The following is a 26,982-nucleotide window of genomic DNA, read 5'->3' on the forward strand; positions in this document are numbered from 1 at the left end:
CCGGAACCGGCGCGGGCGGAAAGGGGCTCGTCCTCCCGCCCGCGAGCGGGTGGATCCGGCGGCCGGTCACAGCACTAGATGGCCTCTTTCCGGGTCAGGTAGTTGAACGACAGCCACCCCGGCAGGACCGGCAGCCAGAACGTCATCAGGCGGAACAGGAGGACCGCCGAGATGGCGACCTCCTTCTCCAGGCCGGCCGCGATCAGGCCCAGCGTCAGCGTCGTCTCCACGGCGCCGATGCCGCCCGGCGTCGGCGCCGCCGAGCCCAGGGCGTTGCCCGCCAGGAAGACCACCGCGATGCTCGCGTAGCTGATGGCCTGGCCGCCGCCGAACGCCCGGATGGACGCGTCCAGGCACATCACGAAGCAGCCCGTCAGCAGCAGCATCCCGCCGATGCCCGTCATCAGCTTCTGCGGCCGCTGGAGCACGTCCAGCATGCGCGGCACCACACCCGCGAACAGGGCCCGCACCCGCGTCACCACGAACTTCCGCAGCAACGGCACCGCCGTCACCACCAGCACCAGCACGGCGACCGTCAGCAGACCCGCGATGACCGTCCGGGACGGGGTCATCTCCGGGGTCTTCTCGGTGCCCGTCAGATAGCCGAAGGCCAGCAGCAGCAGGACGTGGCTCGCCAGCCCGAACAGCTGCGAGGCACCCACGCTCGCCACCGCCAGCCCCGGCCGGATCCCGGCCCGCTGGAGGAACCGCGTGTTCAGCGCGACACCGCCGACCGCCGCCGGTGCCACCAGCTTCACGAAGGACCCCGCCACCTGCGCGACCACCGTCCGCAGGAACGGCACCCGCTCGGGTACGAACCCCAGCAGGCTCATCGCCGCCGCGAAGTACGTCAGCGCCGAGAAGGCCAGCGCGGCCCCCACCCAGCCCCACTGCGCCTCGCCGACGATCGTCGCGAAGTCCACGTGCGCCAGCTGCGTGAGCAGGAAGTACGCACCGAACGCGCCCGCGATGAACGACACGAGCGTGCGGGGCCGGATCCGCTCCAGCCGGGCCGGCTCCACCGGCGCCTGCGGGCGGATCAGCAGCACCTGCTGGCGGATCTGGCTCAGCAGATCCTCCTCACGGGCCCCGTCGAGGGCGTCGTCGAGCGCCTTCTTCTCGGCCTTCTTCTCCGCGGCCGTGGACGCCGCCGACTTGGCTCCCGCCGATTTGGCTCCCGCCTCGCGCGCCGCCTTCGCCACCCGCGAGGACTCCAGCACGGCCTCCCGTTGCCGGTCGGCCCGCTCCCGGGCCAGTCTGCGCAGCGTCGCCCGCGTGGAGCGGCTCAGCGCGATCGGCTGGAGCAGCGGCAGGCAGTCCGCCACGGCGTCCGGCCCGAGCACCGACACCGCCGAGGCCACCGCCCGCTCGGCGCCCACCCGCAGGCCGAGCGTGGTCAGCAGCTGGGCGATGTCCATCCGCAGCACCAGGTCGCCGGCCGCGATCTCGCCGCCGCGCAGGTCGGTGAGGACGACGTTGCCGGAACGATCCACCACGAGCGCGTCACCGGTGAGCCGCCGGTGGGCGATCCGCCGCGACTGGAGCGCCCGTACCTGCTTCCACGTGCTGCGCGTGAGGTCGTCGGTGATCACCTCGTCGGCGAGCGCGTCCAGCGGCCGGCCGTCCAGGTGCTCGTACACGAGCATCACGGCGTCCGGACCGAGCTCGGACGTGGCGATCAGCTTCGGCGCGTTGGCCCCGGCCGCGATGGCGGCGTAAGCGAGCAGCGCCTCCTGCTCCAGGGCCTGGCGCAGCGACTGGAGACTGCGCCGCGTGGTGATGCCGCGCAGGGTGAGCCGGCGCCAGACCCGGTAGAAGAACCCGTGGGCCTGCTGTTCGCGGTCGACGACGGTGACGTCGAGCGGCGGGCCGTCCTCCAGGGTGACGTGGTAGCGGCGGCCCCGGTCGCTGACCTCCGAGGGGTCGGCGCCGGCCGGGAGCTCCGCGCGCATGGCGCTGACCGGCTTGAAGCCGACCCGGCGCAGGCCGGCGAGGAGGGTCTGCCCGGTGGGGCGGACGTTCGGCGAGCCGACGGCGTACAGGGTCCCGTACGCGACGCTCCAGCCGATCAGCACGGTGAGGATGATCGAGAACGGGGTGGTGTACCCGCTGACCAGCATGGCGAACGCGTCGAGCAGCAGGACCACCCACAGCGCGACCCGCCAGCGCGGCCTGCGGGTCATGCCGACGGCGGTCATGTACGCGATGACGGGCGCGAGGTAGCCGTGCACCGGGTCGGTGAGGGGGCCGCCGACGCTGGTGGGACGGGTCAGGGCCTCCTGGATGGTGTCGGAGGCGGCCTGGGAGACCCACAGGTCGGTGGCCAGCGTCACGCCGTGGGCGAGGACGGCGGCGAGCACGCCGTCGGCGATGCGCAGCCCGTCCCGTTTGATCAGCCGCTCGATGGCGAAGGCGACGGGGACGAGCAGCACGGCGATGCTGGACACCAGCCCGGCGACCTTGATCAGCAGATCGGGCGCGGCGCCGGTGCCCTGGCTGATGTCGGCTTCGAGGCCGGCGGTGGTGCGGTGGGCGAAGGCGGCGATGCCGAGGACGACGGCGATGCCGAGGACGCCGACGAGCAGGCGTACGAGGTCGGACGGCCGGTGGACGCGGGCGGCGAGCAGCGGCTCGTCGACCTCGACCTGGTCGGCGCACGCGGAGGTGTGCCCGTGCGGCCCGTCGGCGTCGGGCCCGGCCGCGGGCCCGTCCCCGGACCCGGGCTCGCCTGCGGACGCGGCCCGGGCCCGGGGTGCGGCCGCGGCGCCGTCCGCGGGCTCGGCTCCGGGCTCGGCTGCGGCCTCCTGCCCGGTCGTGGGCTCGGCTGCGGCCCCCGTCCCGTGCCCGGGCTCGTCGGGAAGCTTCCCGGGCCCGGGGTGCGGGTCTGGGCGCGTGCCGTCGTCCTCAGCCGCGCCGTCCGGAGGGCTCACACCCTGCTCCTTCGTCGTCACTTCCGTCTCTTCTTGATCACGTATCACCAGTCACCGCCCGGAAGATGGTGGCACGGACCGACGTGCGGGCGGGGCATCAGGGTGCGTGCCGGTACGGAAGGAAACCTTCCGGGAACCAGTCCGTGATGTGCGGCACCATGGGCGCAATGAGCGAAGAGCTGCCCGCGTATGCGGAGCGCGTGCTGGATGCGGCCGAGCGGATTCCGCCCGGCCGGGTGATGACGTACGGGGACGTCGCCGAGTGGCTCGGAGAGGGCGGACCGCGTCAAGTCGGGCGGGTGATGGCCCTGTACGGGGGAGCCGTGCCCTGGTGGCGGGTGGTCCGGGCCGACGGCCGGCCGCTGCCCGGCAGCGAGCACCGGGCGCTGGAGCACTACCGCGCGGAGGCCACTCCGCTGCGTCTGACCGCCGACGGCGAGGCCCGGCTGAACATGCCGCGGGCGCGCTGGGACGGCCGGGAGGAGAACGCCGCACGGGACGAGGGTCACATCTGACAGCTTCGGCCATGCGGGGCCGCGGCGGGCGGTCGGACCCCCGTACGAAGGCCCGTACGGGGGAAGGCCGCGGGGCCCGGGGTGAGGCCGGGTGCGGGGCCGGCCCCAAAGCCGGTTCCGGGGCCGGTTCCGGAGCCGGTTGCGGAGCCGGTTGCGGGGACCGGTGAGCTCCCCGGCGGCCTCCCGGGCCCCACCTCGGGGAACTGCGCGCCACCCGCCGCTTGCCGTAGCGTTGCCTCTTCGGCCGCAGCAACCGCAGACCCACCAGGACCGGCACCCCACGTGATCACCTCTCCATCCGACCGCTCCGAGCGGCGGCGTACGCGGACCCCTGACGCGTACCGCCTCGTGCGCACCGGGCCGCAGCGGGTGGATCCCCCTGTTCTGGACGCAACGCAGCAGGCGGTGGTTGATCACACCGGCGGCCCGCTCCTCGTCCTGGCCGGACCGGGCACCGGGAAGACGACCACGCTCGTCGAGGCGGCCGCGGCGCGCGTCGAAGCCGGGGTGGACCCCGCCCGGATCCTGGTCCTCACCTTCAGCCGCAAGGCGGCGGTCGAGCTGCGCGACCGGGCCGCCCTGCGGCTCGGCGGGGCGCGCGCGCCCCAGGCCACCACGTTCCACTCCTTCTGCTACGGCCTGGTCCGCGCCCACCAGGACACCGACCTGTTCGCCGATCCGCTGCGACTGCTGTCCGGGCCGGAGCAGGACGTCATGGTCCGCACCCTGCTGGAGGGTCAGCGGCAGATCCGGTCCATCCGCTGGCCGGACGACCTGCGGGCCGCGCTCACGACGCGCGGGTTCGCCGACGAGGTCCGCGCCGTCCTCGCCCGCGCCCGCGAACTGGGCCTCGGCCCGACGGCGCTCGACGCGTTCGCGACCCGGCTGGGCCGCCCGGACTGGAAGGCGGCCGCCGCGTTCCTCTCCGAGTACCTGGACGTCCTGGACATGCAGGGCACGCTGGACTACGCCGAGCTCGTGCACCGGGCGGTGCTGCTGGCGGAACGCACCCCCTCCCTCGCGTCGGCCTACGACGTGATCTACGTGGACGAGTACCAGGACACGGACGCCTCCCAGCTGCGGCTGCTGCGGGCCCTGGCGGGGCCGGCGGGCACGCTCGTCGCGTTCGGCGACCCGGACCAGTCGATCTACGCCTTCCGCGGCGCCGACATCAACAACATCCTGGACTTCGAGTCCTCCTTCCCGGGCGCGGCGGTGCACGCGCTGACGGTGGGCCGCCGCTCCGGGGCGAACCTCCTCGCGGCGACCCGGCTCCTGACCTCCCGCATGCCGGTCCCGCGCCTGCCCGCGGCGGCGGTCCGCGCACACCGCGGCCTGGAGCCGACGCGGGACGGCGGCCGGGTGGAGGTGTTCACGTACCCGACGGCCGGCGCCGAGCTCGACAACATCGCCGACATCCTGCGCCGGGCGCACCTGGAGGACGGCGTGCCGTGGCAGGACATGGCCGTCCTGGTCCGCTCCGGCGGCCGCACCCTCCCGGCGATGCGCCGCGCCCTGATCTCGGCGGGAGTCCCGGCGGAAACCGACGGCACCGACACCCCCCTGCGCCACGAACCGGCGATCGCCCCCCTCCTCACGGCCCTCCGCACCGCCGCCACCCCCCTGCCCGCAGCCGAGGGCCCCGGCGGGCCCGAAGCCTCGGCGAACGCCACCGCGCAGGCCGCCCCGGCACCTGCCGCGGAGGGCGCGGGGGAAGACGACCCCGCTCGCGACCCCGCTCACGACCCCGCTCACGCCCCCGCGGCGGACCCGGCCAGCCCGGCCGACGCGGCCGACCCGGCCGGCCCCGGTGGCGAGGCCCCCGGCCTGCCCGGGCAGCGGCGGGGTGGTGGTTCCGCCGACGGCCTGGCGCCTGACGCGGCGGGCGCCGCCGAGGCCGGGCCGCCGGTGGAAGAGGGTTCCACGGAGGGTTCCGCGGAGGGTTCCGGGGAGGGTGACACCGGCTCCGCGGGCGGCGGCGTCGACGCCGGGTGGGTCGGGGTCGAGGCCGCCCTGTCGTTGCTCGGCTCGCCGCTCGGCGGGATGGACGCCGCCGACCTGCGCCGGCTCGGCCGCGCCCTGCGCGACGAGGAGCGGGCCGCCGGCATCAAGGTGCCGGCCCCTTCCGACGTGCTGCTCGCGCGCGCCCTCGCCGAGCCCGAGCGGCTCGTCGCGCACGACCCCGCGTACGCCCGCGGCGCCCAGCGCCTCGGACTGCTCCTGCGCAAGGCCCGCGAGCTCCTCCAGGGCGGCGGCACCGCCGAAGAGGCCCTGTGGACCCTGTGGGACGGAACCTCCTGGCCCGACCGACTGGAGCGGCAGGCCCGCCGCGGCGGCGCCGGCGGCCGCAACGCCGACCGCGACCTCGACGCCGTCTGCGCGCTCTTCGACACCGCCGCCCGCGCCGAGGAACGCACCGGCGGCCGCGGCGCCCTCAACTTCCTCGAACAGCTCGAAGCCGAGGACATCGCCGCCGACACCCTCACCACCCGCGCCACCCGCTCCGAGGCCGTCCGCCTCATGACCGCCCACCGTTCCAAGGGCCTGGAGTGGTCCCTCGTCGTCGTGGCCGGCGTACAGGAGGGGCTCTGGCCCGACCTGCGCCGCCGCGGCTCCCTCCTCGAAGCCGACCGCATCGGCTCCGACGGCCTCGCCGAGCCCCTCACCCCCGGCGCCCTCCTCGCCGAGGAGCGCCGCCTCTTCTACGTGGCCGCCACCCGCGCCCGCGACCGCCTCGTCGTCACCGCCGTCAAGGCCCCCGCCGAGGACGGCGACCAGCCCTCCCGCTTCCTGACCGAGCTCGGCGTCCCCCCGAAGGACGTCGCCGGCCGGCCGCGCCGCCCCCTCGCCGTCCCCGCCCTGGTCGCCGAGCTGCGCGCCACCACCGTCGACCCCGACGCCTCACCCGCGCTCCGCGAGGCCGCCGCGCGCCGGCTCGCCCGCCTGGCCGCGCTGACCGACGAGGACGACCGCCCGCTGGTCCCGGCCGCGCACCCGCAGCGCTGGTGGGGCCTGTACGAGCCCACCGCCTCGGCCGTCCCGCTGCGCGACCGGGACCGGCCGGTCGCCCTCTCCGGCAGCGCCCTGGACCAGCTCGCCAACACCTGTTCCCTCCAGTGGTTCCTCGGCCGCGAGGTCAAGGCCGACGCCCCCTCCACCGCCGCCCAGGGCTTCGGCAACGTCGTCCACGTCCTCGCCGACGAGGTCGCCTCCGGCCGCACCCCCGCCGATCTGGCCGTCCTGATGGAACGCCTCGACTCCGTCTGGGACGCCCTCGCCTTCGACGCGCCGTGGAAGTCCCGCCAGGAGAAGGACAACGCCCGCGCCGCCCTGGAGCGCTTCCTGCGCTGGCACACCACCGACCGCGGGGGCCGGGTGGCCGTGGCCACGGAGCACTCGTTCGACGTCACGCTCGAAGCGGGCGAGTACGCCGTCCGGATCCGGGGTTCCATGGACAGGGTCGAATCGGACCCCCAGGGGCGTGCGTACGTCGTCGACTTCAAGACCGGCAAGGCCGCGCCCACGAAGGACGAGGTCGCGCGGCACCCCCAGCTCGCCGTGTACCAGCTCGCCGTCCGCGAGGGCGCCGTCGACGAGGTCTTCGACGGGGTCCGCCCCGACCCGGGCGGCGCCGAACTGGTGCACCTGCGCCAGGGCGCCGCCGTACGGGACGGCGGGGACGCGGTGCCGAAGGTCCAGGCGCAGCAGCCCCTCGACGGCACCTGGGTCGGGGACCTGCTCGCCACCGCCGCCGGCCGGGTCCTGGACGAGCGCTTCGCGCCCGCCACCGGCAGGCACTGCGACCACTGCTCCTTCCGCAGCTCGTGCAGCGCCCGCCCGGAGGGCCGCCAGACCGTCGAGTGACCGCCCGGTGACGCCCGGCGGGTGAGACGGCGGCCGGGAGTGTCCGTGGCTCGGGCTAGCCTCTTCACGTGTCCGCGCGTCCGTCCGTCCTCACCGACCCCGAGCAGCTCAAGGAGCTCCTCGGCATCCCTTTCACGCCCGAACAGCTGGCCTGCATCACCGCCCCCGCCGCCCCGCAGGTCATCGTGGCCGGCGCCGGGTCCGGCAAGACCACGGTCATGGCCGCCCGCGTGGTCTGGCTGGTCGGCACCGGAGCGGTCGCCCCCGAGCAGGTCCTCGGCCTCACCTTCACCAACAAGGCCGCCGCCGAGCTCGCCGAGCGCGTGCGCAAGGCCCTCGCGCGGGCCGGCATCACCGACCCGGACCCGCCCCCCGTCCTCGCCGGGGGGAGCCCCGCCCCGGCGATCGCCGACGCCGCCGGCGGCGAGCCCCGCATCTCCACGTACCACGCCTTCGCCGGCCAGCTGCTCAAGGACCACGGCCTGCGCATCGGCCTGGAGCCCAGCGCCCGGCTGCTCGCCGACGCGACCCGCTTCCAGCTCGCGGCGCGCGTGCTGCGCGAGGCGCCCGGACCGTACCCGGCGCTCACCAAATCCGTCCCCGACCTGGTCAGCGACCTGCTCGCGCTCGACGCAGAGCTCTCCGAGCACCTGGTCTCACCGGCGCGGCTGCGCGCGTACGACACCGGGCTCCTCGACGCCCTCGCCACGACCAGGCTCACCAACGACGACCTGCGCAAGGTCCCCGAGGCCGTGCGCGGCCGCCTCGAACTGCTGGAGCTGACCGAGCGCTACCGCGCCGCCAAACGCTCCCGCGACCTGCTCGACTTCAGCGACCAGATAGCCCTCTCGGCGGAGCTCGCCACGACCCGCCCCGAGGTGGGGACGCTGCTGCGCGAGGAGTTCCGGGTGGTCCTGCTCGACGAGTACCAGGACACCTCCGTCGCCCAGCGGCTGCTGCTGTCCGGCCTGTTCGGCGGGGGCACCGGTCATGCCGTGACCGCCGTCGGGGACCCCTGCCAGGCGATCTACGGCTGGCGCGGTGCGTCCGTGGCCAACCTGGACGATTTCCCCGAGCACTTCCCGCACGCCGACGGCCGCCCCGCCACCCGCTTCTCCCTCAGCGAGAACCGGCGCAGCGGGGGCCGCCTCCTCGACCTGGCCAACGGGCTGGCCGCGCCGCTGCGCTCCCTGCACGAGGGCGTCGAAGCGCTGCGCGCGGCGCCGGGGGAGGAGCAGGCCGGAACCGTCCGCTGCGCCCTGCTGGACACGCACGCCGAGGAGCTGGAATGGCTCGCGGACTCGGTCGCGCACCTGGTCCGTACGGGGACGGAGCCCCGCGAGATCGCGGTGCTGTGCCGGTCGGCGCGGGACTTCGCGCAGATCCAGGCCGTACTGGTGGCCCGGGACGTGCCGGTCGAGGTCGTCGGGCTGTCGGGCCTGCTGCACCTGCCGGAGGTCGCGGACCTGGTCGCCGTGTGCGAGGTGCTCCAGGACCCGGGCGCCAACGCCTCCCTCGTCCGGCTCCTGATCGGCCCGCGCTGGCGGATCGGCGCCCGCGACCTGGCCCTGCTGGGCCGCCGGGCACGGCAGCTGGTCGGCCGCGCGCCGGGCGAGGTGGACCCGGACGAACGGCTCGCGGCGGCGGTGGAGGGCGTGGACCCGGCGGAGGTCGTCTCGCTGGCGGACGCGCTGGAGACGTTCCTGGACGGATCGGGGCAGGCGGCGTCCGCCGACGACCTGCCGTTCTCGGCGGCGGCCAGGGTCCGCTTCGCGCACCTGGCCCAGGAACTGCGCGACCTGCGGCGCTCGCTCGCCGACCCGCTGATGGACGTACTGCACCGGGTGCTGGCCGTGACCGGCCTGGACGTCGAACTGTCCGCGTCGCCGCACGCGCTGGCGGCCCGGCGCCGCGAATCGCTGTCCGGCTTCCTGGACGTGGCGGCCGGCTTCGCGTCCCTCGACGGCGAGGCCTCCCTGCTGGCCTTCCTCGGGTTCCTGCGCACGGCGGTCCAGTACGAGAAGGGCCTGGACCACGCCCTGCCCGGCGGGGAGAACACGGTGAAGGTGCTCACCGCCCACAAGTCCAAGGGGCTGGAGTGGGACGTGGTGGTGGTTCCGGACCTGTGCGCGGGCTCGTTCCCGAACGAGAAGGCGCCGGAGCCGTGGACCTCGTACGCCAAGGTCCTGCCGTACGCGCTGCGCGGCGACGCGGCCACGCTCCCGGGCGATCCGGCGTGGACCTCGGCCGGGCTCAAGTCCTTCAAGGCCGCCCTGAAGGACCACAAGGCGGTGGAGGAGCTCCGCCTGGGCTACGTCACGTTCACCCGGCCCCGTTCGCTGCTGCTGGCCTCCGGGCACTGGTGGGGCCCCACCCAGAAGAAGCGCCGCGGTCCCTCCGCCTTCCTGACCGCCCTGTACGAGCACTGCGTGGCGGGCCACGGCGAGATCGAGGCCTGGGCGCAGGAACCGGACCCGGACACGGAGAACCCGTCCCTCGCCACGGAGTCCACCGCGGACGGGTCCTGGCCCCTTCCCCTGGACCCGGACTCCCTGGCCCTGCGCCGGGCGGCGGCGGCCCTGGTCGAATCCCACCTGTCGGCCCCGGCCGAGGACCCCTACCTGTGGCCGCCGCACTGTGAGGACCCGTCGTACGCGCAGGAGCCGGCCGCCGACGACCTCTGGGCCCCGGACGGGCCCACCGCCGCCCGGCCGGGCACCGGCGCGCCGGAGGGCGACGACGTGTGGGGGCCCGGCGAGGCCGCCGCGCCCGTGCCGCACGCGCGCGGCGAGCTGACCCCGGCCGCCGGCGCAGCCGTACCCGGGGCCCGGGACGCAACCCCGGCTCCGGGAGGGGCCGCGGCAGGCGAAACCACCCCCCGGGCCGAAGAGACCCGGGCCGGCGCCCCCCAGGCCGGGGCCGGTGAGCCGTGGGCCGACGACGCCTGGGCCGAAGAGACGTGGGCTGACGACCCCTGGGCCGAAGAGGCTTGGGCCGCTGACCCCTGGGCCGAAGGGCCCGGGACCGGTCCGACCCCGCCGCCCGGCGACACCGGCCCGTACCGTTCCGGCCGGCCGCAGGGCGACCCGTACCGTTCCGGCCCGCCGCACGGCGACCGGCACCGGGCCCCCCGTACGGCGCCCACCGCCCTCACCCCCGAAGAGGCGCGGGCCGTCGCCTCCTGGGACCGGGATCTCGACGCCCTCGAGGGCGAGCTCCGGCGTGCCCGCGCCGCCGTGCGCGACGTCGAGCTCCCGGCCGCGCTCTCGGCCAGCCAGCTCCTGCGCCTGGCCGCGGACGCCCAGGGGTTCGCCCGCGATCTCGCCCGCCCCATGCCCAAGCCGCCGCAGCCCGCCGCCCGCCAGGGCACCCGGTTCCACGCCTGGGTCGAGTCCCGCTTCGACGAGCTGCCCCTGCCGCTCCTCGACGTCCTCGACCCGGCCACGGAGCTGCCCGGCTCCGACCAGGAGATCGCCGACGAGGCCGACCTCGACTCCCTCAAGGCCGCCTTCGAGCGCAGCGAGTACGCCGAGCGCACCCCGCACCGGATGGAGGTCCCGGTCCAGCTCACCCTCGCCGGCCGCGTCATCCGTGGCCGGATCGACGCCGTGTACCGCAATCCCGACGGCTCGTACGAGATCGTCGACTGGAAGACCGGCCGCACCACCGAGGCCGATCCGCTCCAGCTCGCCGTCTACCGCCTGGCCTGGGCGGAAGCCACCGGCACGCCCCTCGACGAGGTCGCCGCCGCCTTCCTGCACGTCCGCAGCGGCCGCGTGATCCGGCCCCGGAACCTCCCCGACCGGGCCCGTCTTGAGCGGATCCTCCAAGGCAAATCGGACACGGACAGTGACGCGCAACCCGGCAGTTAGGCTCGTAGGCATGAGCGAAACCCCGGCGGACAGCGTCGTCCGCACGTACATCGACACCCACCGCGCCGCCTTCCTCGACGACCTCGCCGAGTGGCTGCGCATCCCCTCCGTCTCGGCCCAGCCCGAGCACGCGGACGACGTACGTCGCAGCGCCGAGTGGCTCGCCGCGAAGCTCAAGGAGACCGGCTTCCCGGTCACGGAGGTCTGGGAGACCCCCGGCGCGCCCGCCGTCTTCGCCGAGTGGCCGAGCGCGGATCCGGACGCCCCGACCGTCCTCGTCTACGGGCACCACGACGTACAGCCCGCCGCCGTGGCCGACGGCTGGCACACCGACCCGTTCGAGCCCGTCGTCAAGGACGGCCGGATGTACGCGCGCGGCGCCGCCGACGACAAGGGGCAGGTCTTCTTCCACACCCTCGGCGTACGGGCCCACCTCGCCGCGACCGGCGCCGAGGCCCCGGCCGTGCACCTGAAGCTGCTCGTCGAGGGCGAGGAGGAGTCGGGCTCCCCGCACTTCCGTGCGCTGGTGGAGCGGGAGGCGCAGCGCCTCGCCACCGACATCGTGATCGTCTCCGACACCGGCATGTGGTCCGAGACCACGCCCACCGTCTGCACCGGCATGCGCGGCGTCGCCGACTGCGAGATCGACCTGCACGGGCCCGACCAGGACATCCACTCCGGGGCCTTCGGCGGGGCCGTGCCCAATCCGGCGACGGTCGCCGCCCGCCTGGTCGCGGCGCTGCACGACGCCGACGAGCGGGTCACGATCCCCGGCTTCTACGACAACATCGCCGAGCTCACGGACGAGGAGCGGGCGCTGATCGCCGAGCTGCCGTTCGACGAGTCCGAATGGCTGCGCACGGCCAAGTCGCACGCCGCCGCGGGCGAGAAGGGCTACTCCACCCTGGAGCGGGTGTGGGCCCGCCCGACCGCCGAGGTCAACGGCATCGGCGGCGGCTACCAGGGCCCCGGCGGCAAGACCATCGTGCCCGCCTCCGCCCACCTGAAGCTCTCGTTCCGGCTGGTGTCCGGGCAGGACCCGTACGAGGTCGAGGCGGCCGTCAGGGACTGGGTCGCCGCGCGCATCCCGCAGGGGATCCGCCATTCGATCGTGTTCGGCGCGCCCACCCGGCCCTGCCTGACGCCGCTGGACCACCCGGCGCTGCGGTCCGTCGTGCGGGCCATGGGCCGCGCGTTCGGCGAGAAGGTCCGCTTCACCCGCGAGGGCGGCTCCGGACCCGCGGCGGACCTCCAGGACGTCCTGGACGCGCCCGTCCTGTTCCTCGGCATCTCGGTGCCGTCCGACGGCTGGCACTCGCCGAACGAGAAGGTCGAGCTGGACCTGCTCATGAAGGGCGTCGAGACGGCGGCCTACCTGTGGGGTGACCTGGCCGAGGGCCGCGGGAACCCCGCCTGACCCGCCGGACCCCGCCGGACCCCGCCTGACCCCACCGCCGCACCGCGCCACCCGGCCACGAGCCACGAGTCACGAGTCACCCGTCACGAGTCACTGAGCCTGCCTGTCCCACCACCGGGGGAGTTGGAAGTACCTGTGAGCACCCATACCGAGCACCCGATCTCGCTCGCCGCGCCCAGCGGGATCGACCGCGCCGCGCACCACCGCCTCGACGAGGCCTGGCTCGCGGCCGCCTGGAGCCACCCGACGACCCGCGTCTTCGTGGTCTCCGGCGGCCAGGTCCTGATCGACGACACCCCCGACGGGGAGACCGGGATCGTGATGACCCCGGCCTTCGAGGCCCCGCTCACCGAGACGCACCGCTACTTCCTGGGCACCGACGACGACGGCGTACGGTACTTCGCGCTCCAGAAGGACTCGCTGCCGGGCCGGATGGACCAGTCGGCCCGCCCGGCCGGCCTGCGGGAGGCCGGGCTGCTGCTGGGCCCGCGCGACGCCGGGCTGATGGTGCACGCGGTGGCCCTGGAGAACTGGCAGCGGATGCACCGCTTCTGCTCCCGCTGCGGCGAGCGCACCGTGGTCGCGGCCGCCGGGCACATCCGGCGCTGCCCCGGCTGCGGCGCCGAGCACTACCCGCGCACCGACCCGGCGGTGATCATGCTGGTCACCGACGAGCACGACCGTGCGCTGCTGGGGCGCCAGGTGCACTGGCCGGAGGGGCGCTTCTCGACGCTGGCCGGGTTCGTGGAGCCGGGCGAGTCGATCGAGCAGTCCGTCGTCCGCGAGGTGTGGGAGGAGGCGGGCATCCGGGTCGGTGAGGTCGAGTACGTCGCCAGCCAGCCCTGGCCGTTCCCGTACAGCCTGATGCTGGGCTTCACGGCGCGGGCCACCACCACCGAGATCACGGTCGACGGCGAGGAGATCCAGGAGGCCCGCTGGTTCTCCCGCGAGGAGCTGCGCGCCGCGTTCGAGAGCGGCGAGATGGTGCCCCCGTCGGGGATCTCCATCGCGGCCCGCCTGGTCGAGCGCTGGTACGGGGAGCCGCTGCCGCGCCCGGTCGCGTGAGGCCCGGCACGTAAGGCACGTCGCAGCAGAAGGCCCCCGCGGCGGCGGGGGCCTCTCTGTTCGCAGCGCACCGGTCCGGTGGCCGGAGGTCAGACGGCGAGGGCCTGCTTGACCTGGGCCAGGCTCGGGTTCGTCATGACCGACTCGGCCCCGGCCGGGGACACCACGAGGACGGTCGGGACCGTCTGGTTGCCGCCGTTCGCCTTCTCGACGAACGCCGCGGACTCGGGGTCCAGCTCGATGTTGATCTCGTTGTACGCGATGCCTTCCCGGTCCAGCTGGGTCTTCAGCCGGCGGCAGTAGCCGCACCAGGTCGTGCTGTACATCGTCACGGAACCCGTGTCCTGCATGCTGCGGTCTCCTCTGTGGGGTCTGGCTGGTCCGAGTACTCGAACGTACGGGACCGCGGGGCCATTCCCGCAGCCGCGGTGCCCCTGGTACGTCAAGTGCGTAAGGTGCGTCACGCGGGACGCGGACCGGTACGACGAATGCGCGCACCCTGTGGACGGGTTTCCCGTCCGCCCCGCGGGACCTGGCAGCATGGCGGGGTGACATCAGCAACGCACTCCTCATCCTTCCCCGCCGGCGCGGACTCGGCCGACGCGGTGCTCCTGGGCCTGGACCCGGAGCAGCGCCAGGTCGCGACGACCCTGCGCGGGCCGGTGTGCGTGCTGGCGGGCGCGGGCACGGGCAAGACCCGGGCGATCACCCACCGGATCGCCTACGGGGTCCGCTCGGGCCAGCTGATGCCGGCCAGTGTCCTGGCCGTCACCTTCACCAACCGCGCCGCCGGCGAGATGCGCGGCCGTCTGCGCTCTCTGGGCGCGGGCGGGGTGCAGGCGCGGACGTTCCACTCCGCCGCCCTGCGCCAGCTCCAGTACTTCTGGCCCAAGGCGATCGGCGGCGACGTGCCCCGGCTCGTCGAGCGCAAGGTCCAGCTCGTCGCCGAGGCCGGCGCGCGCTGCCGCATCCGGCTCGACCGCGGCGAGCTGCGCGACGTCACGGGCGAGATCGAGTGGGCGAAGGTCACCCAGACCGTGCCCTCCGACTACCCCGCCGCGGCCCTCAAGGCGGGCCGCGAGGCCCCCCGGGACATGGCGGAGATCGCCCAGATCTACGGGACGTACGAGCAGCTCAAGCGCGACCGCGGCGTGATCGACTTCGAGGACGTGCTGCTGCTCACGGTCGGCATCCTCCAGGACCGGCACGACATCGCCGAGCAGATCCGCACCCAGTACCAGCACTTCGTGGTGGACGAGTACCAGGACGTCAGCCCGCTCCAGCAGCGGCTGCTGGACCTGTGGCTCGGCGAGCGCGACAGCCTCTGCGTGGTCGGGGACGCCAGCCAGACGATCTACTCCTTCACGGGGGCAACCCCGGACCACCTGCTGAACTTCCGCACCCGCTACCCGCAGGCGACGCTGGTCAAGCTGGTCCGCGACTACCGCTCCACCCCTCAGGTCGTCCACCTCGCCAACGGGCTGCTGGGCCAGGCCAAGGGGCGCGCCGCCGAGCACCGCCTGGAACTGATCTCCCAGCGCGAGCCCGGCCCCGACCCGGTGTACGCCGAGTACCCCGACGAGCCCGCCGAGGCCGAGGGCGTCGCGCTGCGGATCCGGGACCTGATCGCGGCGGGCGTCCCGGCCGGCGAGATCGCCGTGCTCTACCGCATCAACGCCCAGTCCGAGGTGTACGAGCAGGCCCTCGCGGACGCCGGGGTGCCGTACCAGCTGCGCGGCGCCGAGCGCTTCTTCGAGCGCGGGGAGGTGCAGAAGGCGATCCTCGCCCTGCGCGGCGCCGCCCGCTCCGGCGGCAACGACCCCCTGCTCGACGACGTCGTCGAACTCGGCTCCCAGGTCCGGGCCGTCCTCAGTTCCACCGGCTGGACCGCCGAGCCGCCCGCCGGCTCCGGCGCCGTCCGCGACCAGTGGGAGTCCGTGGCCGCCCTGGTCCGGCTCGCCGAGGACTTCGCCCGGAGCAGGCCCGGCGCGACCCTGGCCGACCTGACCGTCGAGCTGGACGAGCGCCGGGCGGCCCAGCACGCCCCGACCGTCCAGGGCGTCACCCTCGCCTCGCTGCACGCCGCGAAGGGCCTGGAGTGGGACGCCGTGTTCCTGGCCGGCCTCACCGACGGCATGGTCCCGATCACGTACGCCAAGACCGACGAACAGGTGGAGGAGGAACGCCGGCTCCTCTATGTCGGCGTCACGCGGGCACGCCACCACCTGACGCTCTCCTGGGCGCTCTCGCGGGCTCCGGGCGGCCGGCCCTCCCGACGCCCCAGCCGCTTCCTGAACGGGCTGCGGCCGGGCTCTGCGGCCCCCGGCGGCCGGGCCGGCGGTCCGGCCGCCGAGCGGGCGCCGCGCACCCGCGGACGCCGTGGACCGACGCTGTGCCGGGTGTGCGGCAAGACCCTCACCGAGGCCGGCGAGCTGAAGCTGATGCGCTGCGAGGACTGCCCGTCCGACATGGACGAGGGTCTCTACGAGCGGCTGCGGGAGTGGCGCGCGGGCCAGGCCAAGGAGCAGGGACTGCCCGCGTACTGCGTGTTCACGGACAAGACGCTCGTCGCGATCGCCGAGGCCGCGCCGTCCGAGGAGGGTGAGCTCTCGATGATCTCTGGAGTCGGCGGCCGCAAGCTCGACCGGTACGGGGCTGATGTCCTGGCCATCTGTGCAGGTCAAGAGCCTGGGGGCGGCCAACCTGACGACGCGTAGAAACTCGTCGGAAAAATAGTTTGCACATGCCCAGCGAATCCCCATAGGTTCTTAGCAACGGAAACGGTGGCTTCTCCGAAGCTCCGGATCCGTGCTGTACTTATCCGAATACGTATGGGACAGGCCCCCGGGCCCCCGTCCCCGAGACGCCGAGAGGAGGCGAGACCAGTGACCAGCTTCATCACCACCACCAAAATGACCGATCGCTCGGTCGCCGCTTCCTGCACGCTCGGCTCCTCCTCGCTCCTCCCGCTCCTGGGTACCGGTCTGTCCGCGATTTCCGCTGACAGCCCTGCCCTGCTGGCTGCGCCCTCGGCGCTCCTGGCGAGCGTGCGGAATGAGCGACCGACCCAGGCACCGGTGGCAGTACTGGAAGCCCAGGCGCACGGCGCCTATGGGTTTGCGGCCGCAGCCGGTGCCGGATCCAAGACGACGCAGACGAAGCAGCAGCACCACCTGATGTGGGCCTTCCGTGGGCTCGAACCCTGGAGTGATCCAGCCTGATTTCACGATCAGGCCGGCGCCTTCAGGGCCGCGGAACCCCACCCGGGATCCGCGGCCCTTCTGTTTGTCCCCGAACGGGGACGGCAGCACGAAGGAGCCTCGGGACTGGCAAGACCAGGTACCAGCCGCCCCCGGCCGAACCCGGCCGGAACGACTAGCCAACCAAGACGAGGAAGAAAACACCGTGCAACTCGAAGCGCACGCCCCGTCCGTACCGCAGACCCAGACGATCTCCCCGCCCGCAGTCCCGGAGGACTCCACCTTGACTCCCCTCACCGCGCTGACCGCGCTCGACGACGCCATCGAGAACCTCGGCGTACCCGTCGCCTGCCGTACCTACGACCCCGAGGTCTTCTTCGCCGAGTCCCCGGCCGACGTCGAGTACGCCAAGTCCCTGTGCGCCACCTGCCCGCTGGTCGAGGCCTGCCTCGCCGGCGCGCTCGAGCGCCGCGAGCCCTGGGGTGTCTGGGGTGGCGAGCTGTTCGTCCAGGGCGTTGTCGTAGCCCGGAAGCGGCCCCGTGGCCGTCCGCGCAAGAACCCGGTTGCCGCGGCATGACCGCCATCGGAACCATCGACCGCCCCCTGACGCACGACCCCTTGAAGCAGGCCCTCATGACCGCCCACACGACGAGCGAGCAGCCGCACGGCTCCGCCACCGCAGACTTCATCACCGCCGGCGCGATCACCTCGCGTCAGAACAGGACCCGCGAAATGCAACTCATCCCAGAAGCCCTGGCTCGTGCCCATATGGACGACCGCATGCGTGAGGTCGACGCCGAGCGTCGCGCCCTGCGCCTGGTCGCCGCCCGCCGCATGCAGCGGCGAGCCGAGCGCGTCTCGCTGCGCGCCCGGCGTGCGCTCGCCATGGCCGTCATGCAGTAAGCAGCCACGCAGCCGCCGCTGACCAGCGGCGCCGCAGCGTACGGGGGACCGGTCCGAACGGACCGGTCCCCCCGGTGCGTTGCGCAGGGCTCTCCACCCCTCGCGGGGATATCGTCTGGAGGTGGACCAGCCGACTCCCCACCCCGCCCCGTCGGGACCCGAGGCCCAGCCCGTCGTCTGCGCGCGCTGCGGCAAGAAGGCCCCAGACGGCGCCCCGCCCACCTGGACCTGCTCGGTGGAGAACGGGGCCAGACAGTACTTCTGCGTCGACTGCGCGCGGGCCAACCTCAGGGCGATCGAGGGCCGCCTCGATTCGTCCTGGTGGTGACAGAGGGCCGCCGGCCCCCTGTCACCGCGCTCAGTCCTCGGGCAGGAACCCCGGGAGCCAGGACTCCAGTTCGCCCCGCAGCCGTACCGTCGCGCCCAGCTGGCACAGCACCCCGATGGTGCTCAGCGTCACCCGGTGGATCAGCAGGTACGACGGCGGCAGATTGATCTGCCGGCCCAACTGGTGCGCGGGGGAGCGGGGATCGGCGATCCGGGCCGCCTGACCGCGCAGCCACGGCCGCGTGAATGTGAACTCCTCCGCCCGGGCCGGCTCGATGATGGGCAGCAGGTAGTCCAGCACCGCCTCCGGGTCCAGTTCGATGGACTCCTTCACGAACCCCTCGGCGCACAGGTGCCCGTAGGTCCCCTCGGCGTCGCCGTCCAGCGTCATCCGCAGCGACGTGCCGATGGGTTTGGGCCAGCCGCCGGGCAGCCGGTCGACGGTGCCGAAGTCCAGCACGCCCAGCCGTATGCGGCCGTCCGCCCCGGATATCAGGCGGAAGTTGCCCGGGTGCGGATCGGCGTGCAGCAGCCCGGTGCGCGCGGGCCCCGAGAAGAGGAACCGGGCCAGCAGCTGACCGGCACGGTCACGTTCCTCCGGGGTGCCGTCCGCTATCACCTCCGACAGCGGGGTCCCCTCCATCCACTCGGTCACCAGCACCTGGTCGCCCTGGTGCACGACATCCGGCACGACCACGTCCTCGTCGCCCTCGAACGCGTCCGCGTGGATCCGCTGGGCCTCGGCCTCCAGCTCGTAGTCCAGCTCCTCCGCGACCCGGTCGCGCAGCTCCTCGATCAACGGCTTGACGTCCATGCCCGGAACCAGCGGCCCCAGCAGCCCCGCGAACCGGCCCAGTTGCCTCAGGTCCGACAGCAGCGCCTCGCCGGCCCCCGGGTACTGGACCTTCACCGCGACCTGCCGGCCGTCGTGCCACACCGCCCGGTGCACCTGCCCGATCGAGGCCGCCGCGGCCGGCTTGTCCTCGAACTCCTCGAACAGGTCCCGCCAGTCGGCCCCGAGCCGGTCCGCCAGTACCTGGTGCACCGTCTCGGCGGGCAGCGGCGGAGCCGCTTCCTGAAGCTTGGTCAGCGCCGCCCGGTACGGTCCGGCGACCTCCTCCGGCAGGGCCGACTCGAAGACCGAGAGCGCCTGCCCGAACTTCATGGCACCGCCCTTCAGCTCCCCGAGCGTGCGGAACAGCTGCTCGGCGGTGCGCTGCTGGAGCTCGCGCGCCACGATCTCCGCCGACTTGCCCCCGATCCGCTTCCCCAGCCCCCAGGTGACCCGGCCCGCGAAGCCGAGTGGCAGCGCGGCCAGCTTGACGGTGCGGGTGACCGCCTTCCGGGGAAGATCAGACATGAGCCCCTCCAATTCCCAGACAGCTGTGCCGCAAGCGGCGGTTCGGGATGACCCCTCGGACAACCGCATCCTGTCATGGCGCCCCGGCCCCACCCCGTCCGAGGCACCGGCCCCGGACGGGGTGGGACTCCCCGCCCCGGGACTCCCCGCCCCGGGACAGCATCCGCCCTGCGGGGCGGGCACGGCCCGACATCGGACCGAACCTTCGTCACCTCGCCCCCTGTTCCGCCGGGACCCTGGCCGCGGCGCACGGGCAGTCGGGATGCGGGCGCACGGCCGTCTGCTCCCAGTGGACGGCGGGGAGCGCCGCTTCCCAGCGCGAGGCCGTGGAGGCGGGCAGCTCGCCGTCGAGGAAGGACAGGGCGTGCGCCGCGGCGAGGCCGGCCACCGCCGTGGCCAGGCCCAGGTCACAGGCCGCGGTGGCCCGGCGGCGGTGCGCCGAGCGCCACTGGACCAGCATCCGCGGCCAGGCCGGATCCGCCTCGACCCGGGCGCGCTCCATACAGCCCGCGCACCCCGTGGCACCCGGCAGCACCAGCGGCCCGACCAGCCCGGTGCCCTCCAGCACCCCGGCGTACAGGTGCGGGGTGCCGGTGGCGATCCAGTCGGCCGCGGTGCCAGGATCCGGGGCCCAGGCCTGTAGGCCGTCGCGGGGCGCGACCACCACCAGGGACACTGCCGGTCCCGGCCCCTCGTGCTCCGTGGTCCGCGGCGGGCGCGCGGGGGCCGATTCGCGGACCAGCCCCGCCGCCGCCTCGGCCCGCAGCCGGCCCACGCTGCCGGGACCGAGCCCGCCCGGTGCCACGTCAGCCGGCTCCACCCGGCCGCCGTCGAGAACCTCGATGCGGCCCACGCCGGCTCCGGCCAGGACCCCCGCGATCATCCCGCCCACGCGGCCGCTCCCGCGCACCTGGACCCGTATGGCCCGCCGCGCCGCGGCGCCCCGCAAGTCGCCCCCCGGCTCCCGGTGCACCAGCGACAGCGAGCCCAGGTCGGGCCCGAGCCGCTCCAGTGCCTCCGGCCGCTTGCGCAGGGCCTGCGCCCGCGGACCGCCCGCGGTCGCGTCGTCGAGCAGCCCGGCCGCCGCCAGCCGCCGGACCAGCGTGTCCACCTGCCCCTCGGGCAGCCCCACGGCCGCCGCCTCCGCGCGCAGCAGCTCCATGCCCCGCGTCCCGTCGATCCGGTCGATCAGCGATCCCGTCGCCGTGTCCACGGGGCCGAGCACCACCGCATGAGCGGGCGTCACCCCGAACTGCACCGTCTGCAGATCCCGCCACGCCCTCGCCAGCGCCGGCTTCACCTTCGGATACATGGCTCTCCCCCTCCGTACGCACCGCGTCTCGTTCCCTTCCCCCGCAGAGTGCCCGCCCGCCGCATTCCCCGCGCGTATTTGTCCACAGGCAAGAGGTATTAGGCATATGAGATGGAGAAAAGGGACGCTTCCTGTGCCACCTTCGAATCGATCATGTTCGAACGGTGGAGCGGCAGGACTTCGGCCACGGCGAGCGGGTACGGTCTGGGGCGTGTCCGCCGACCCACAGCAGCGCGCCGTCGAAGTCCGCCGGAGCGCGCGCCGCCGCAGGACCGTCTCCGCCTACCGCGAGGGTGACCGGACGGTCGTCCTCATCCCTGCCCGGATGTCCGAGGCCGAGGAGCAGCGCTGGGTGGGGGTCATGCTCGACAAGCTGGCCGCACAGGAGAGCAGGCGCACCCTCGGGGACGCGGAACTCACGGAACGCGCCGAGCGTCTGTCCGAGCAGTACTTCAGCGGCCGTGCCCGGCCCCGCTCGGTGCGCTGGGTCACCAACCAGAACACGCGCTGGGGTTCCTGCACCCCGGCCGAAGGCAGCATCCGGCTCTCGCACCGCCTCCAGGGGATGCCGGAGTACGTCGTCGACTACGTGCTGCTGCACGAGCTGGCACACCTCCTCGTGCCCGGCCACGGGCCCCGCTTCTGGGAACTGCTCGACGCCTATCCGCGCACCGAGCGGGCCCGCGGCTACCTGGAGGGAGTGGTCGCCGCCGAGCGCCTGCCCAAGGTCCCCGCGGCCCGGGAGGAATGACCGGTCCGCTCGTCCCGGGCGCGGACGTATCGATATGTACCGGGTCGGTACCGGCTTGGCCGGATGTCGGCAGATGCGGCTAGCCTGAGCGGCACGCATTTCACAGTCGGGATGGGGGACGGTCGTTACGTATGGCCAGGCAATTCCAACGCGGTCACAAGGCCAAGATCAGCGATCTGACGGCCGGCACCGATCTGTACGTGGGCGTCCAGATCGCCGGGCCCGGACTCGCCTTCGACATCAGCTGCTTCGGCCTTGACGCCAACGAGCAGCTGTCGGACGACCGGTACTTCGTCTTCTACAACCAGCCGAAGTCGCCGGAGGAGTCCATCCAGCAGCTCGGCCCGCAGGCCGGCGACACCGAGTCCTTCCGCGTGACGCTGGACCGCGTCCCGGCGAGCATCCACAAGCTGTCCTTCACCGCCACGGTCGACGGCGACGGACAGATGTCGCAGATCGGACCGGGCTACATCCGGATCGTGGCCGGCGGCGAAGAGGTCGTCCGGTACTCCTTCACCGGTGCGGAGTTCACCACCGAGCGCGCCGTGATGCTCGGCGACTTCTACCTCAAGGACGTGTGGCGCTTCGCCGCCGTCGGCCAGGGCTTCGACGGCGGACTCGCCGCACTGCTGAAGAACTTCGGCGGCGAGGTCGCCGAGGAGGACGAGCAGCAGGCCCCGCAGCAGCAGCCGCAGGCCCCGGCCCCGTCCGGCGCCGCGCCGGGATTCGCCCCGCCGCCGCAGGGTGCCGCCGCCCCGGCGCCGTCCTTCGGCACCCCGGTCCAGGCCCCGCCCGCCCCGCAGGCCCCGTACGTCCCGCAGCCCGCGCCCGCCCCTGCTCCCGCCCCGCAGTACCAGCAGCCCGGCGCGCCCGCTCCCGTGCACTCGGCCCCGACCATGGTCGGCCCGCTCACCACCCCGCCGGCCCCCGCACCGTACGGCCAGCCGCCGCACGCCCCGCAGCCCCCCGGGCCGCCCTCGTACGGCCGGCCGCCGCAGCCCTCGTACGGCGGCCAGATGCCCGGCTACGGCGGCCAGGTCCCGCCTCCGGCCCCGGCCCCCGCGCCCTACGGCCAGCAGCCCCCCGGTCACGGCCACGTCCCCGGCCAGCAGCCGCCCCCGTACGGCCAGATGCCCGGCCAGCAGCCCGGCTACGGCCAGGGCGGCGCCCCGCACCCCGCCGGCGCCGGACTCACCGCCGCCCTCCAGCCGTACAAGGAAGTCCCCACGGGCGCCCGCTGGACCGCGCAGAACCACCAGCTCATGCGGGTCGACCTGTCCATGGGCGGCCAGCCCGTCCTCGCCCGCCAGGGCAGCATGGTCCTCTACCAGGGCAAGGTCGACTTCAGCTACAAGGGCGCCGGCTTCGCCGGCCGCATCGTCGGCAACGCCACCGGCCAGGAGATGCAGCTGATGCGCTGCAGCGGCCGCGGCCAGGTCTTCCTCGCCGAGAACGGCGCCCACCTGCACGCCATCGAGCTCCAGGGCGACGGGATCTGCGTCTCCGCCGAAAGCGTCCTCGCCTTCGACGAGAGCCTCCAGCACGAGGTCCGCCGCATCGAGGGCCACGGCATCCCCGGCGGCGCCCTGTTCACGATGCTGTTCCAGGGCTCCGGCACGGTGATCGTCAAGACGCACGGCACACCGGTCGTGCTGCCCGTCACCCCGACCACCTTCGCCGACAGCAACGCCATCGTCGCCTGGTCCGCGGCCTCCCAGGTGATCGTCTCCAGCCAGGTCCGGCTGCGGCGCAACGCCTACCCCGGCCACAGCGGGGAGACCGTGAACCTCCAGTTCCGCGGCGCTCCCGGCAACTTCATCGTCGTCCAGCCGTACGAGGTCTGAGGGAGCCCGTCATGAACGCAATGAACCAGCAGCTCGCGGGCTACGCCCCCACCCCCGTCACGGCCCGCATGGAGAACCACGGCCGGGCCATGCTCAAGGTCGCCATGCAGAGCGGCCAGGACCTCTTCGCGCGCACCGGGTCGATGGTCGCCTACGAGGGCTTCGTCCAGTACGAGCCCAACCCGCCGGCCCTGCGCCAGATGGCCTCCCAGTGGCTCACCGGCGAGGGCGCCCCGCTGATGAAGTGCACCGGCGACGGCCTGCTCTACCTCGCCGACTACGGCGCCGACGTCGTCGTGATCAACCTCAACAACGACGCGCTCTCCGTCAACGGCACCAACCTGCTCGCCTTCGACGCCCACCTCCAGTGGGGCGTCGAACGGGTCAAGGGCATGGCCAAGTTCGCCGGCCAGGGCCTGTTCAACGTGCAGGTCTCGGGTACCGGCTGGGTCGCCATCACCTCCCGGGGCACCCCGATCGTGGTCGACTGCGGCCGCGGCGAGGACGAGACGTACGTCGACCCGGACGCGCTCGTCGCCTGGTCCCCGAACCTCAAGGTGAAGGGCAAGCGCAGCTTCAAGGCCTCGTCGATGATCGGCCGGGGCAGCGGGGAGGCCTACCAGATGGCCTTCTCCGGCCAGGGCATCGTCGTCGTACAGCCCAGCGAGGACAGCACCGACCGGCTCCGGACCCGGGGCTGAGGGGGAGCGGACACATCATGCAGAGCTCACTTTTCGGCCATGCCGAGCAGCAGTCCCAGGAGCGGTACGCCGTCCAGAACCCGCAGCTGCTGCGGGTCACCCTGGCCGGCTCCGACGACGTACTCGCCCGCAAGGGCGCCATGGTCGCCTACCAGGGCATCATCGACTTCGACGGCGAGTACCAGAGCACCACGCAGCGCACCGCCCGCGCCCGCACCGGTGAGGGCCTCGACCTGATGCGCTGCTCCGGGCAGGGCACGGTCTACTTCGCCAACCTCGCCCAGTACGTCCACGTCGTGGACGTGGACCAGGACGGCCTCACCGTCGACAGCGGCTACGTGCTGGCCATGGACTCCACCCTGCACACCGAGGCCATCGCGGTCGACAGCCAGTACGGGATCTCCGGCTCCGGCAAGTACCAGCTCAACATCACCGGCCGCGGCAAGGTCGCGCTGATGACCTCCGGGCAGCCGCTGATGATGCAGGTCACGCCCGACAAGTACGTCAACGCCGACGCGGACGCGATCGTCGCCTGGTCCACCTCGCTGCGCGTGCAGATGCAGGCCCAGACGCACTCCAGCGGCGTCTGGCGGCGGCGCGGCAGCACGGGCGAGGGCTGGGAGCTCAGCTTCCTCGGCACCGGCTTCGCGCTGGTGCAGCCCAGCGAGGTGCTGCCCCCGCAGAACGCCCAGCTCGGGCAGGGCATGGCCGCGCAGTACGGCATGGGCCAGCACGGCGTCCACGCCCAGAACCAGAACAACGCCTGGAACTGACGCACGGCGCACGGCGCTCGACACAGGGCGCACGGCACACGGAAGGGGCGGCTCCGCGGATGCGGGGCCGCCCCTTCCGGCGTTATGGACCACCCGGCGCGTCAGAGCCGTGCCCGGGTCGCCTCCAGCAGCCGTACGACCGAGGCGTCGGCCACCGCCGCGACCTCCCCGTACGGGAACCAGCGCACGTCCAGCGACTCCTCGCTGACCTCCGCCACCGCGCCGGCCGGGGCCAGCGCCGCGTACTGCACGTCCAGGTGCCAGTTGCACGGCGCCGGGATCGGGTGCCGGTCCAGCCGCACCGGGCCGCCGGGCAGCAGCGTCAGCCCGGACGCGATGCCCGACTCCTCGACGGCCTCGCGCAGCGCGGCCCCCGCGATCGAGGTGTCCTCGGGCTCGCAGTGCCCGCCCATCTGGAGCCACATGCCGAGCTTCCTGTGCAGGGTCAGCAGCACCCGCTCGCCCACCGGGTCCACGACCAGCGCGCTGCCGGTGATGTGCCCCGCCCGGCAGGGCTTGTAGACCCCGTCCGGGTGCGCCTCCAGGTGCTCCAGGTACAGGTCGCGCAGCTCGGGCTGGTCCTCGTAGTCCTTCAGGACCAGGACCACGTCGTCGTACAGGCTCACTTCTTCGGTTCCCCCTCGCCATCGGCGTCGCCCCGGCTGCCCTGGTCCCCCTGGTCGCCCTGCTCGCGCCGCTGGGCCGCCTCGCCGAGCATCTTGTCGATCTCGGAGAAGTCCAGCTGCTCGCGGTGCACGAACCCGTCCGGGTCGTCCAGGTCGGAGGCCGTGGGCAGCATGTCCGGGTGCTCCCACAGCCCGTCCCGGCCGTCCACGCCGCGGGCGTCGGTCAGCGAGGCCCACAGCCGCGAGGCGTCCCGCAGCCGGCGCGGGCGCAGCTCCAGCCCGACCAGGGTCGCGAACGTCTGCTCCGCCGGGCCGCCCGAGGCACGCCGCCGACGCATGGTCTCGCGCATGGCGTCCGCCGAGGTCAGCCGGGGCTTGGCCGCCTCGTGGACGACCGCGTCCACCCAGCCCTCGACCAGCGCGAGCGCCGTCTCCAGGCGGGCCAGGGCGGCCTTCTGCTCGGGGGTGTCCTGCGGCTGGAACATGCCGCCCTGGAGTGCCTCCTGGAGCTGCTCCGGGTTCGTCGGGTCGAGCCGGCCGACCACGTCCTCCAGCTTGGAGGTGTCGACCTTGATGCCCCGCGCGTACCCCTCGACCGCGCCCAGCAGGTGCGAGCGCAGCCACGGCACGTGCGCGAACAGCCGGGCGTGCGCCGCCTCGCGCAGCGCCAGGTACAGCCGCACCTCGTCGGCCGGGACGCTCAGGTCCTTGCCGAAGCCCTCGATGTTCAGCGGCAGCAGCGCCGCCTTGCCGGCCGGGCCCAGCGGCAGACCGATGTCGGTGGAGCCGACGACCTCGCCCGCGAGCGTGCCGACGGCCTGGCCGATCTGCTGGCCGAACATGGCCCCGCCCATGGAGCGCATCATGCCGAGCAGCGGGCCCGCCATGGCCTGCATCTCCTCGGGCAGCACGCTGCCCATCGCCACGCCGACGCGCTCGGCGACCGGGTCCACGAGCTCCTTCCACACCGGGAGGGTCGCCTCGACCCACTCGGCACGGCTCCACGCGACGGCCGTGGTCGCGCCCGAGGGCAGCGAGGTCACCCCGTCCAGCCAGTGGTCGGCGAGGCGCACGGCCTCCTCGACGGCGGACTTCTCGGCCATGCCGACGCTGGAGTCCTTCACGCCGTCCGCCGTGCCCTGCGCGACGGTCTGGCGGGCGATGTCCTTGGCCATGTCCCAGTTCACGGGACCGCCCTCGTAGCTGAGCATCTGGCCGAGCTGCTGGAAGGCCGCGCCCAGGTCGTTCGGGTTCATCGCCCCGAACATCGCCGCGAACGGGTTGTCCGGGCCGCCCGGGCCGCCGGCGCCGCCCGGCAGGCCCATGCCCGGGAACCCGAACGGATTCGGGCCGCCCTGACCGCCCTGATTGCCCTTCTTCTTGCCTTCGTCGCCGTTCTCCGGCTCCTCCGGCGGAAGGCCGAATCCGAATGGGGTGTCGCTCACGGGTTTCCTCGGCTCGTAGGGCCGCCGGCAGGGCCGACGGGAAATGGTCCGACAACACCACCCAGCGTAGACACCAC

Annotated in this window: 20 protein-coding genes; 14 read left to right on the forward strand and 6 right to left on the reverse strand. The window is 73.9% G+C overall.

Translation table 11 applies throughout. From position 1 onward, the window contains the following. Positions 1-74 precede the first annotated feature (74 nt). Entirely contained in the window at positions 75-2,978 is a 2,904-nt protein-coding gene (locus ACIPK4_RS04105; protein ID WP_402309147.1) for a YbhN family protein, read from the reverse strand. A 98-nt stretch (positions 2,979-3,076) separates the two neighbouring features. Between ACIPK4_RS04105 and ACIPK4_RS04110 the strand changes: the two genes are divergently transcribed. The 5 genes from ACIPK4_RS04110 (at position 3,077) to nudC (ending at position 13,663) form a co-directional block, all read left to right on the forward strand. After that, positions 3,077-3,445 (forward strand): MGMT family protein, encoded by a 369-nt coding sequence (locus tag ACIPK4_RS04110; RefSeq protein WP_054223054.1) that lies wholly within the window; start codon positions 3,077-3,079, stop codon positions 3,443-3,445. A 282-nt stretch (positions 3,446-3,727) separates the two neighbouring features. Further along, on the forward strand, positions 3,728-7,309 hold the full coding sequence (locus ACIPK4_RS04115) for an ATP-dependent helicase (RefSeq protein WP_402309149.1): 3,582 nt from the start codon (positions 3,728-3,730) through the stop codon (positions 7,307-7,309). 68 nt (positions 7,310-7,377) lie between these two features. Further along, the gene (locus tag ACIPK4_RS04120; RefSeq protein WP_402309150.1) at positions 7,378-11,181 is read left to right on the forward strand and encodes a UvrD-helicase domain-containing protein; all 3,804 of its coding nucleotides are present in this window, start codon (positions 7,378-7,380) and stop codon (positions 11,179-11,181) included. 10 nt (positions 11,182-11,191) lie between these two features. Then, positions 11,192-12,598, forward strand: a complete 1,407-nt coding sequence (locus tag ACIPK4_RS04125) for a dipeptidase (protein WP_402309151.1) — start codon at positions 11,192-11,194, stop codon at positions 12,596-12,598. A 123-nt stretch (positions 12,599-12,721) separates the two neighbouring features. Next, positions 12,722-13,663, forward strand: a complete 942-nt coding sequence (gene nudC, locus ACIPK4_RS04130) for an NAD(+) diphosphatase (RefSeq protein ID WP_082410460.1) — start codon at positions 12,722-12,724, stop codon at positions 13,661-13,663. Positions 13,664-13,752: 89 nt separating this feature from the next. On the opposite strand, the gene ACIPK4_RS04135 is transcribed toward nudC, so the two are convergent. Continuing rightward, complete coding sequence (locus tag ACIPK4_RS04135) at positions 13,753-14,013, reverse strand: mycoredoxin (RefSeq protein ID WP_054223160.1); 261 nt, start codon at positions 14,011-14,013, stop codon at positions 13,753-13,755. 138 nt (positions 14,014-14,151) lie between these two features. Between ACIPK4_RS04135 and ACIPK4_RS04140 the strand changes: the two genes are divergently transcribed. From ACIPK4_RS04140 to ACIPK4_RS04160, 5 genes are all read left to right on the forward strand, one after another. After that, positions 14,152-16,380, forward strand: coding sequence for an ATP-dependent DNA helicase UvrD2 (locus ACIPK4_RS04140; protein ID WP_402309152.1), 2,229 nt, complete (start codon positions 14,152-14,154; stop codon positions 16,378-16,380). 168 nt (positions 16,381-16,548) lie between these two features. Further along, on the forward strand, positions 16,549-16,884 hold the full coding sequence (locus tag ACIPK4_RS04145; RefSeq protein ID WP_376197285.1) for a hypothetical protein: 336 nt from the start codon (positions 16,549-16,551) through the stop codon (positions 16,882-16,884). A 184-nt stretch (positions 16,885-17,068) separates the two neighbouring features. Then, positions 17,069-17,440 carry a WhiB family transcriptional regulator gene (locus ACIPK4_RS04150; RefSeq protein WP_054223158.1) on the forward strand — a complete coding sequence of 124 codons (372 nt, stop codon included), beginning with the start codon at positions 17,069-17,071 and terminating at the stop codon, positions 17,438-17,440. Beyond that, positions 17,437-17,766, forward strand: coding sequence for a hypothetical protein (locus ACIPK4_RS04155; RefSeq protein ID WP_054223157.1), 330 nt, complete (start codon positions 17,437-17,439; stop codon positions 17,764-17,766). Before ACIPK4_RS04150 ends, ACIPK4_RS04155 begins: the two co-directional genes overlap by 4 nt. Positions 17,767-17,887: 121 nt before the next feature. Further along, complete coding sequence (locus ACIPK4_RS04160) at positions 17,888-18,094, forward strand: hypothetical protein (RefSeq protein ID WP_402309155.1); 207 nt, start codon at positions 17,888-17,890, stop codon at positions 18,092-18,094. Positions 18,095-18,124: 30 nt separating this feature from the next. Here ACIPK4_RS04160 and ACIPK4_RS04165 read toward each other — a convergent pair whose 3' ends face one another. Further along, positions 18,125-19,453, reverse strand: a complete 1,329-nt coding sequence (locus ACIPK4_RS04165) for an ABC1 kinase family protein (RefSeq protein ID WP_402309157.1) — start codon at positions 19,451-19,453, stop codon at positions 18,125-18,127. A 208-nt stretch (positions 19,454-19,661) separates the two neighbouring features. Continuing rightward, complete coding sequence (locus ACIPK4_RS04170) at positions 19,662-20,765, reverse strand: ThiF family adenylyltransferase (protein ID WP_402309159.1); 1,104 nt, start codon at positions 20,763-20,765, stop codon at positions 19,662-19,664. A gap of 106 nt (positions 20,766-20,871) precedes the next feature. Here ACIPK4_RS04170 and ACIPK4_RS04175 point away from each other — a divergent pair, with 106 nt between their 5' ends. The 4 genes from ACIPK4_RS04175 to ACIPK4_RS04190 all read left to right on the forward strand — a co-directional run bounded on the left by ACIPK4_RS04175 (position 20,872) and on the right by ACIPK4_RS04190 (position 24,834). Then, the gene (locus tag ACIPK4_RS04175; protein ID WP_402309161.1) at positions 20,872-21,516 is read left to right on the forward strand and encodes a M48 family metallopeptidase; all 645 of its coding nucleotides are present in this window, start codon (positions 20,872-20,874) and stop codon (positions 21,514-21,516) included. 131 nt (positions 21,517-21,647) lie between these two features. After that, the gene (locus ACIPK4_RS04180) at positions 21,648-23,360 is read left to right on the forward strand and encodes a TerD family protein (protein WP_402309163.1); all 1,713 of its coding nucleotides are present in this window, start codon (positions 21,648-21,650) and stop codon (positions 23,358-23,360) included. Between the two features lie 20 nt (positions 23,361-23,380). Next, positions 23,381-24,061, forward strand: a complete 681-nt coding sequence (locus ACIPK4_RS04185) for an AIM24 family protein (RefSeq protein WP_134074411.1) — start codon at positions 23,381-23,383, stop codon at positions 24,059-24,061. A 17-nt stretch (positions 24,062-24,078) separates the two neighbouring features. Beyond that, positions 24,079-24,834, forward strand: coding sequence for an AIM24 family protein (locus ACIPK4_RS04190; protein WP_402309165.1), 756 nt, complete (start codon positions 24,079-24,081; stop codon positions 24,832-24,834). A gap of 101 nt (positions 24,835-24,935) precedes the next feature. Here ACIPK4_RS04190 and ACIPK4_RS04195 read toward each other — a convergent pair whose 3' ends face one another. Together ACIPK4_RS04195 and ACIPK4_RS04200 are read right to left on the reverse strand one after the other, a co-directional pair. After that, the gene (locus ACIPK4_RS04195) at positions 24,936-25,460 is read right to left on the reverse strand and encodes an NUDIX hydrolase (protein WP_402309167.1); all 525 of its coding nucleotides are present in this window, start codon (positions 25,458-25,460) and stop codon (positions 24,936-24,938) included. Next, positions 25,457-26,905: a zinc-dependent metalloprotease gene (locus ACIPK4_RS04200; protein WP_402309169.1), complete on the reverse strand. Its 1,449-nt coding sequence runs from the start codon at positions 26,903-26,905 to the stop codon at positions 25,457-25,459. The genes ACIPK4_RS04195 and ACIPK4_RS04200 overlap by 4 nt, the downstream gene beginning before the upstream one ends. Between the last annotated feature and the right edge of the window lie 77 nt (positions 26,906-26,982).

The sequence above is a fragment of the Streptomyces sp. NPDC086989 genome (assembly GCF_044745505.1).
Taxonomy (GTDB): domain Bacteria; phylum Actinomycetota; class Actinomycetes; order Streptomycetales; family Streptomycetaceae; genus Streptomyces.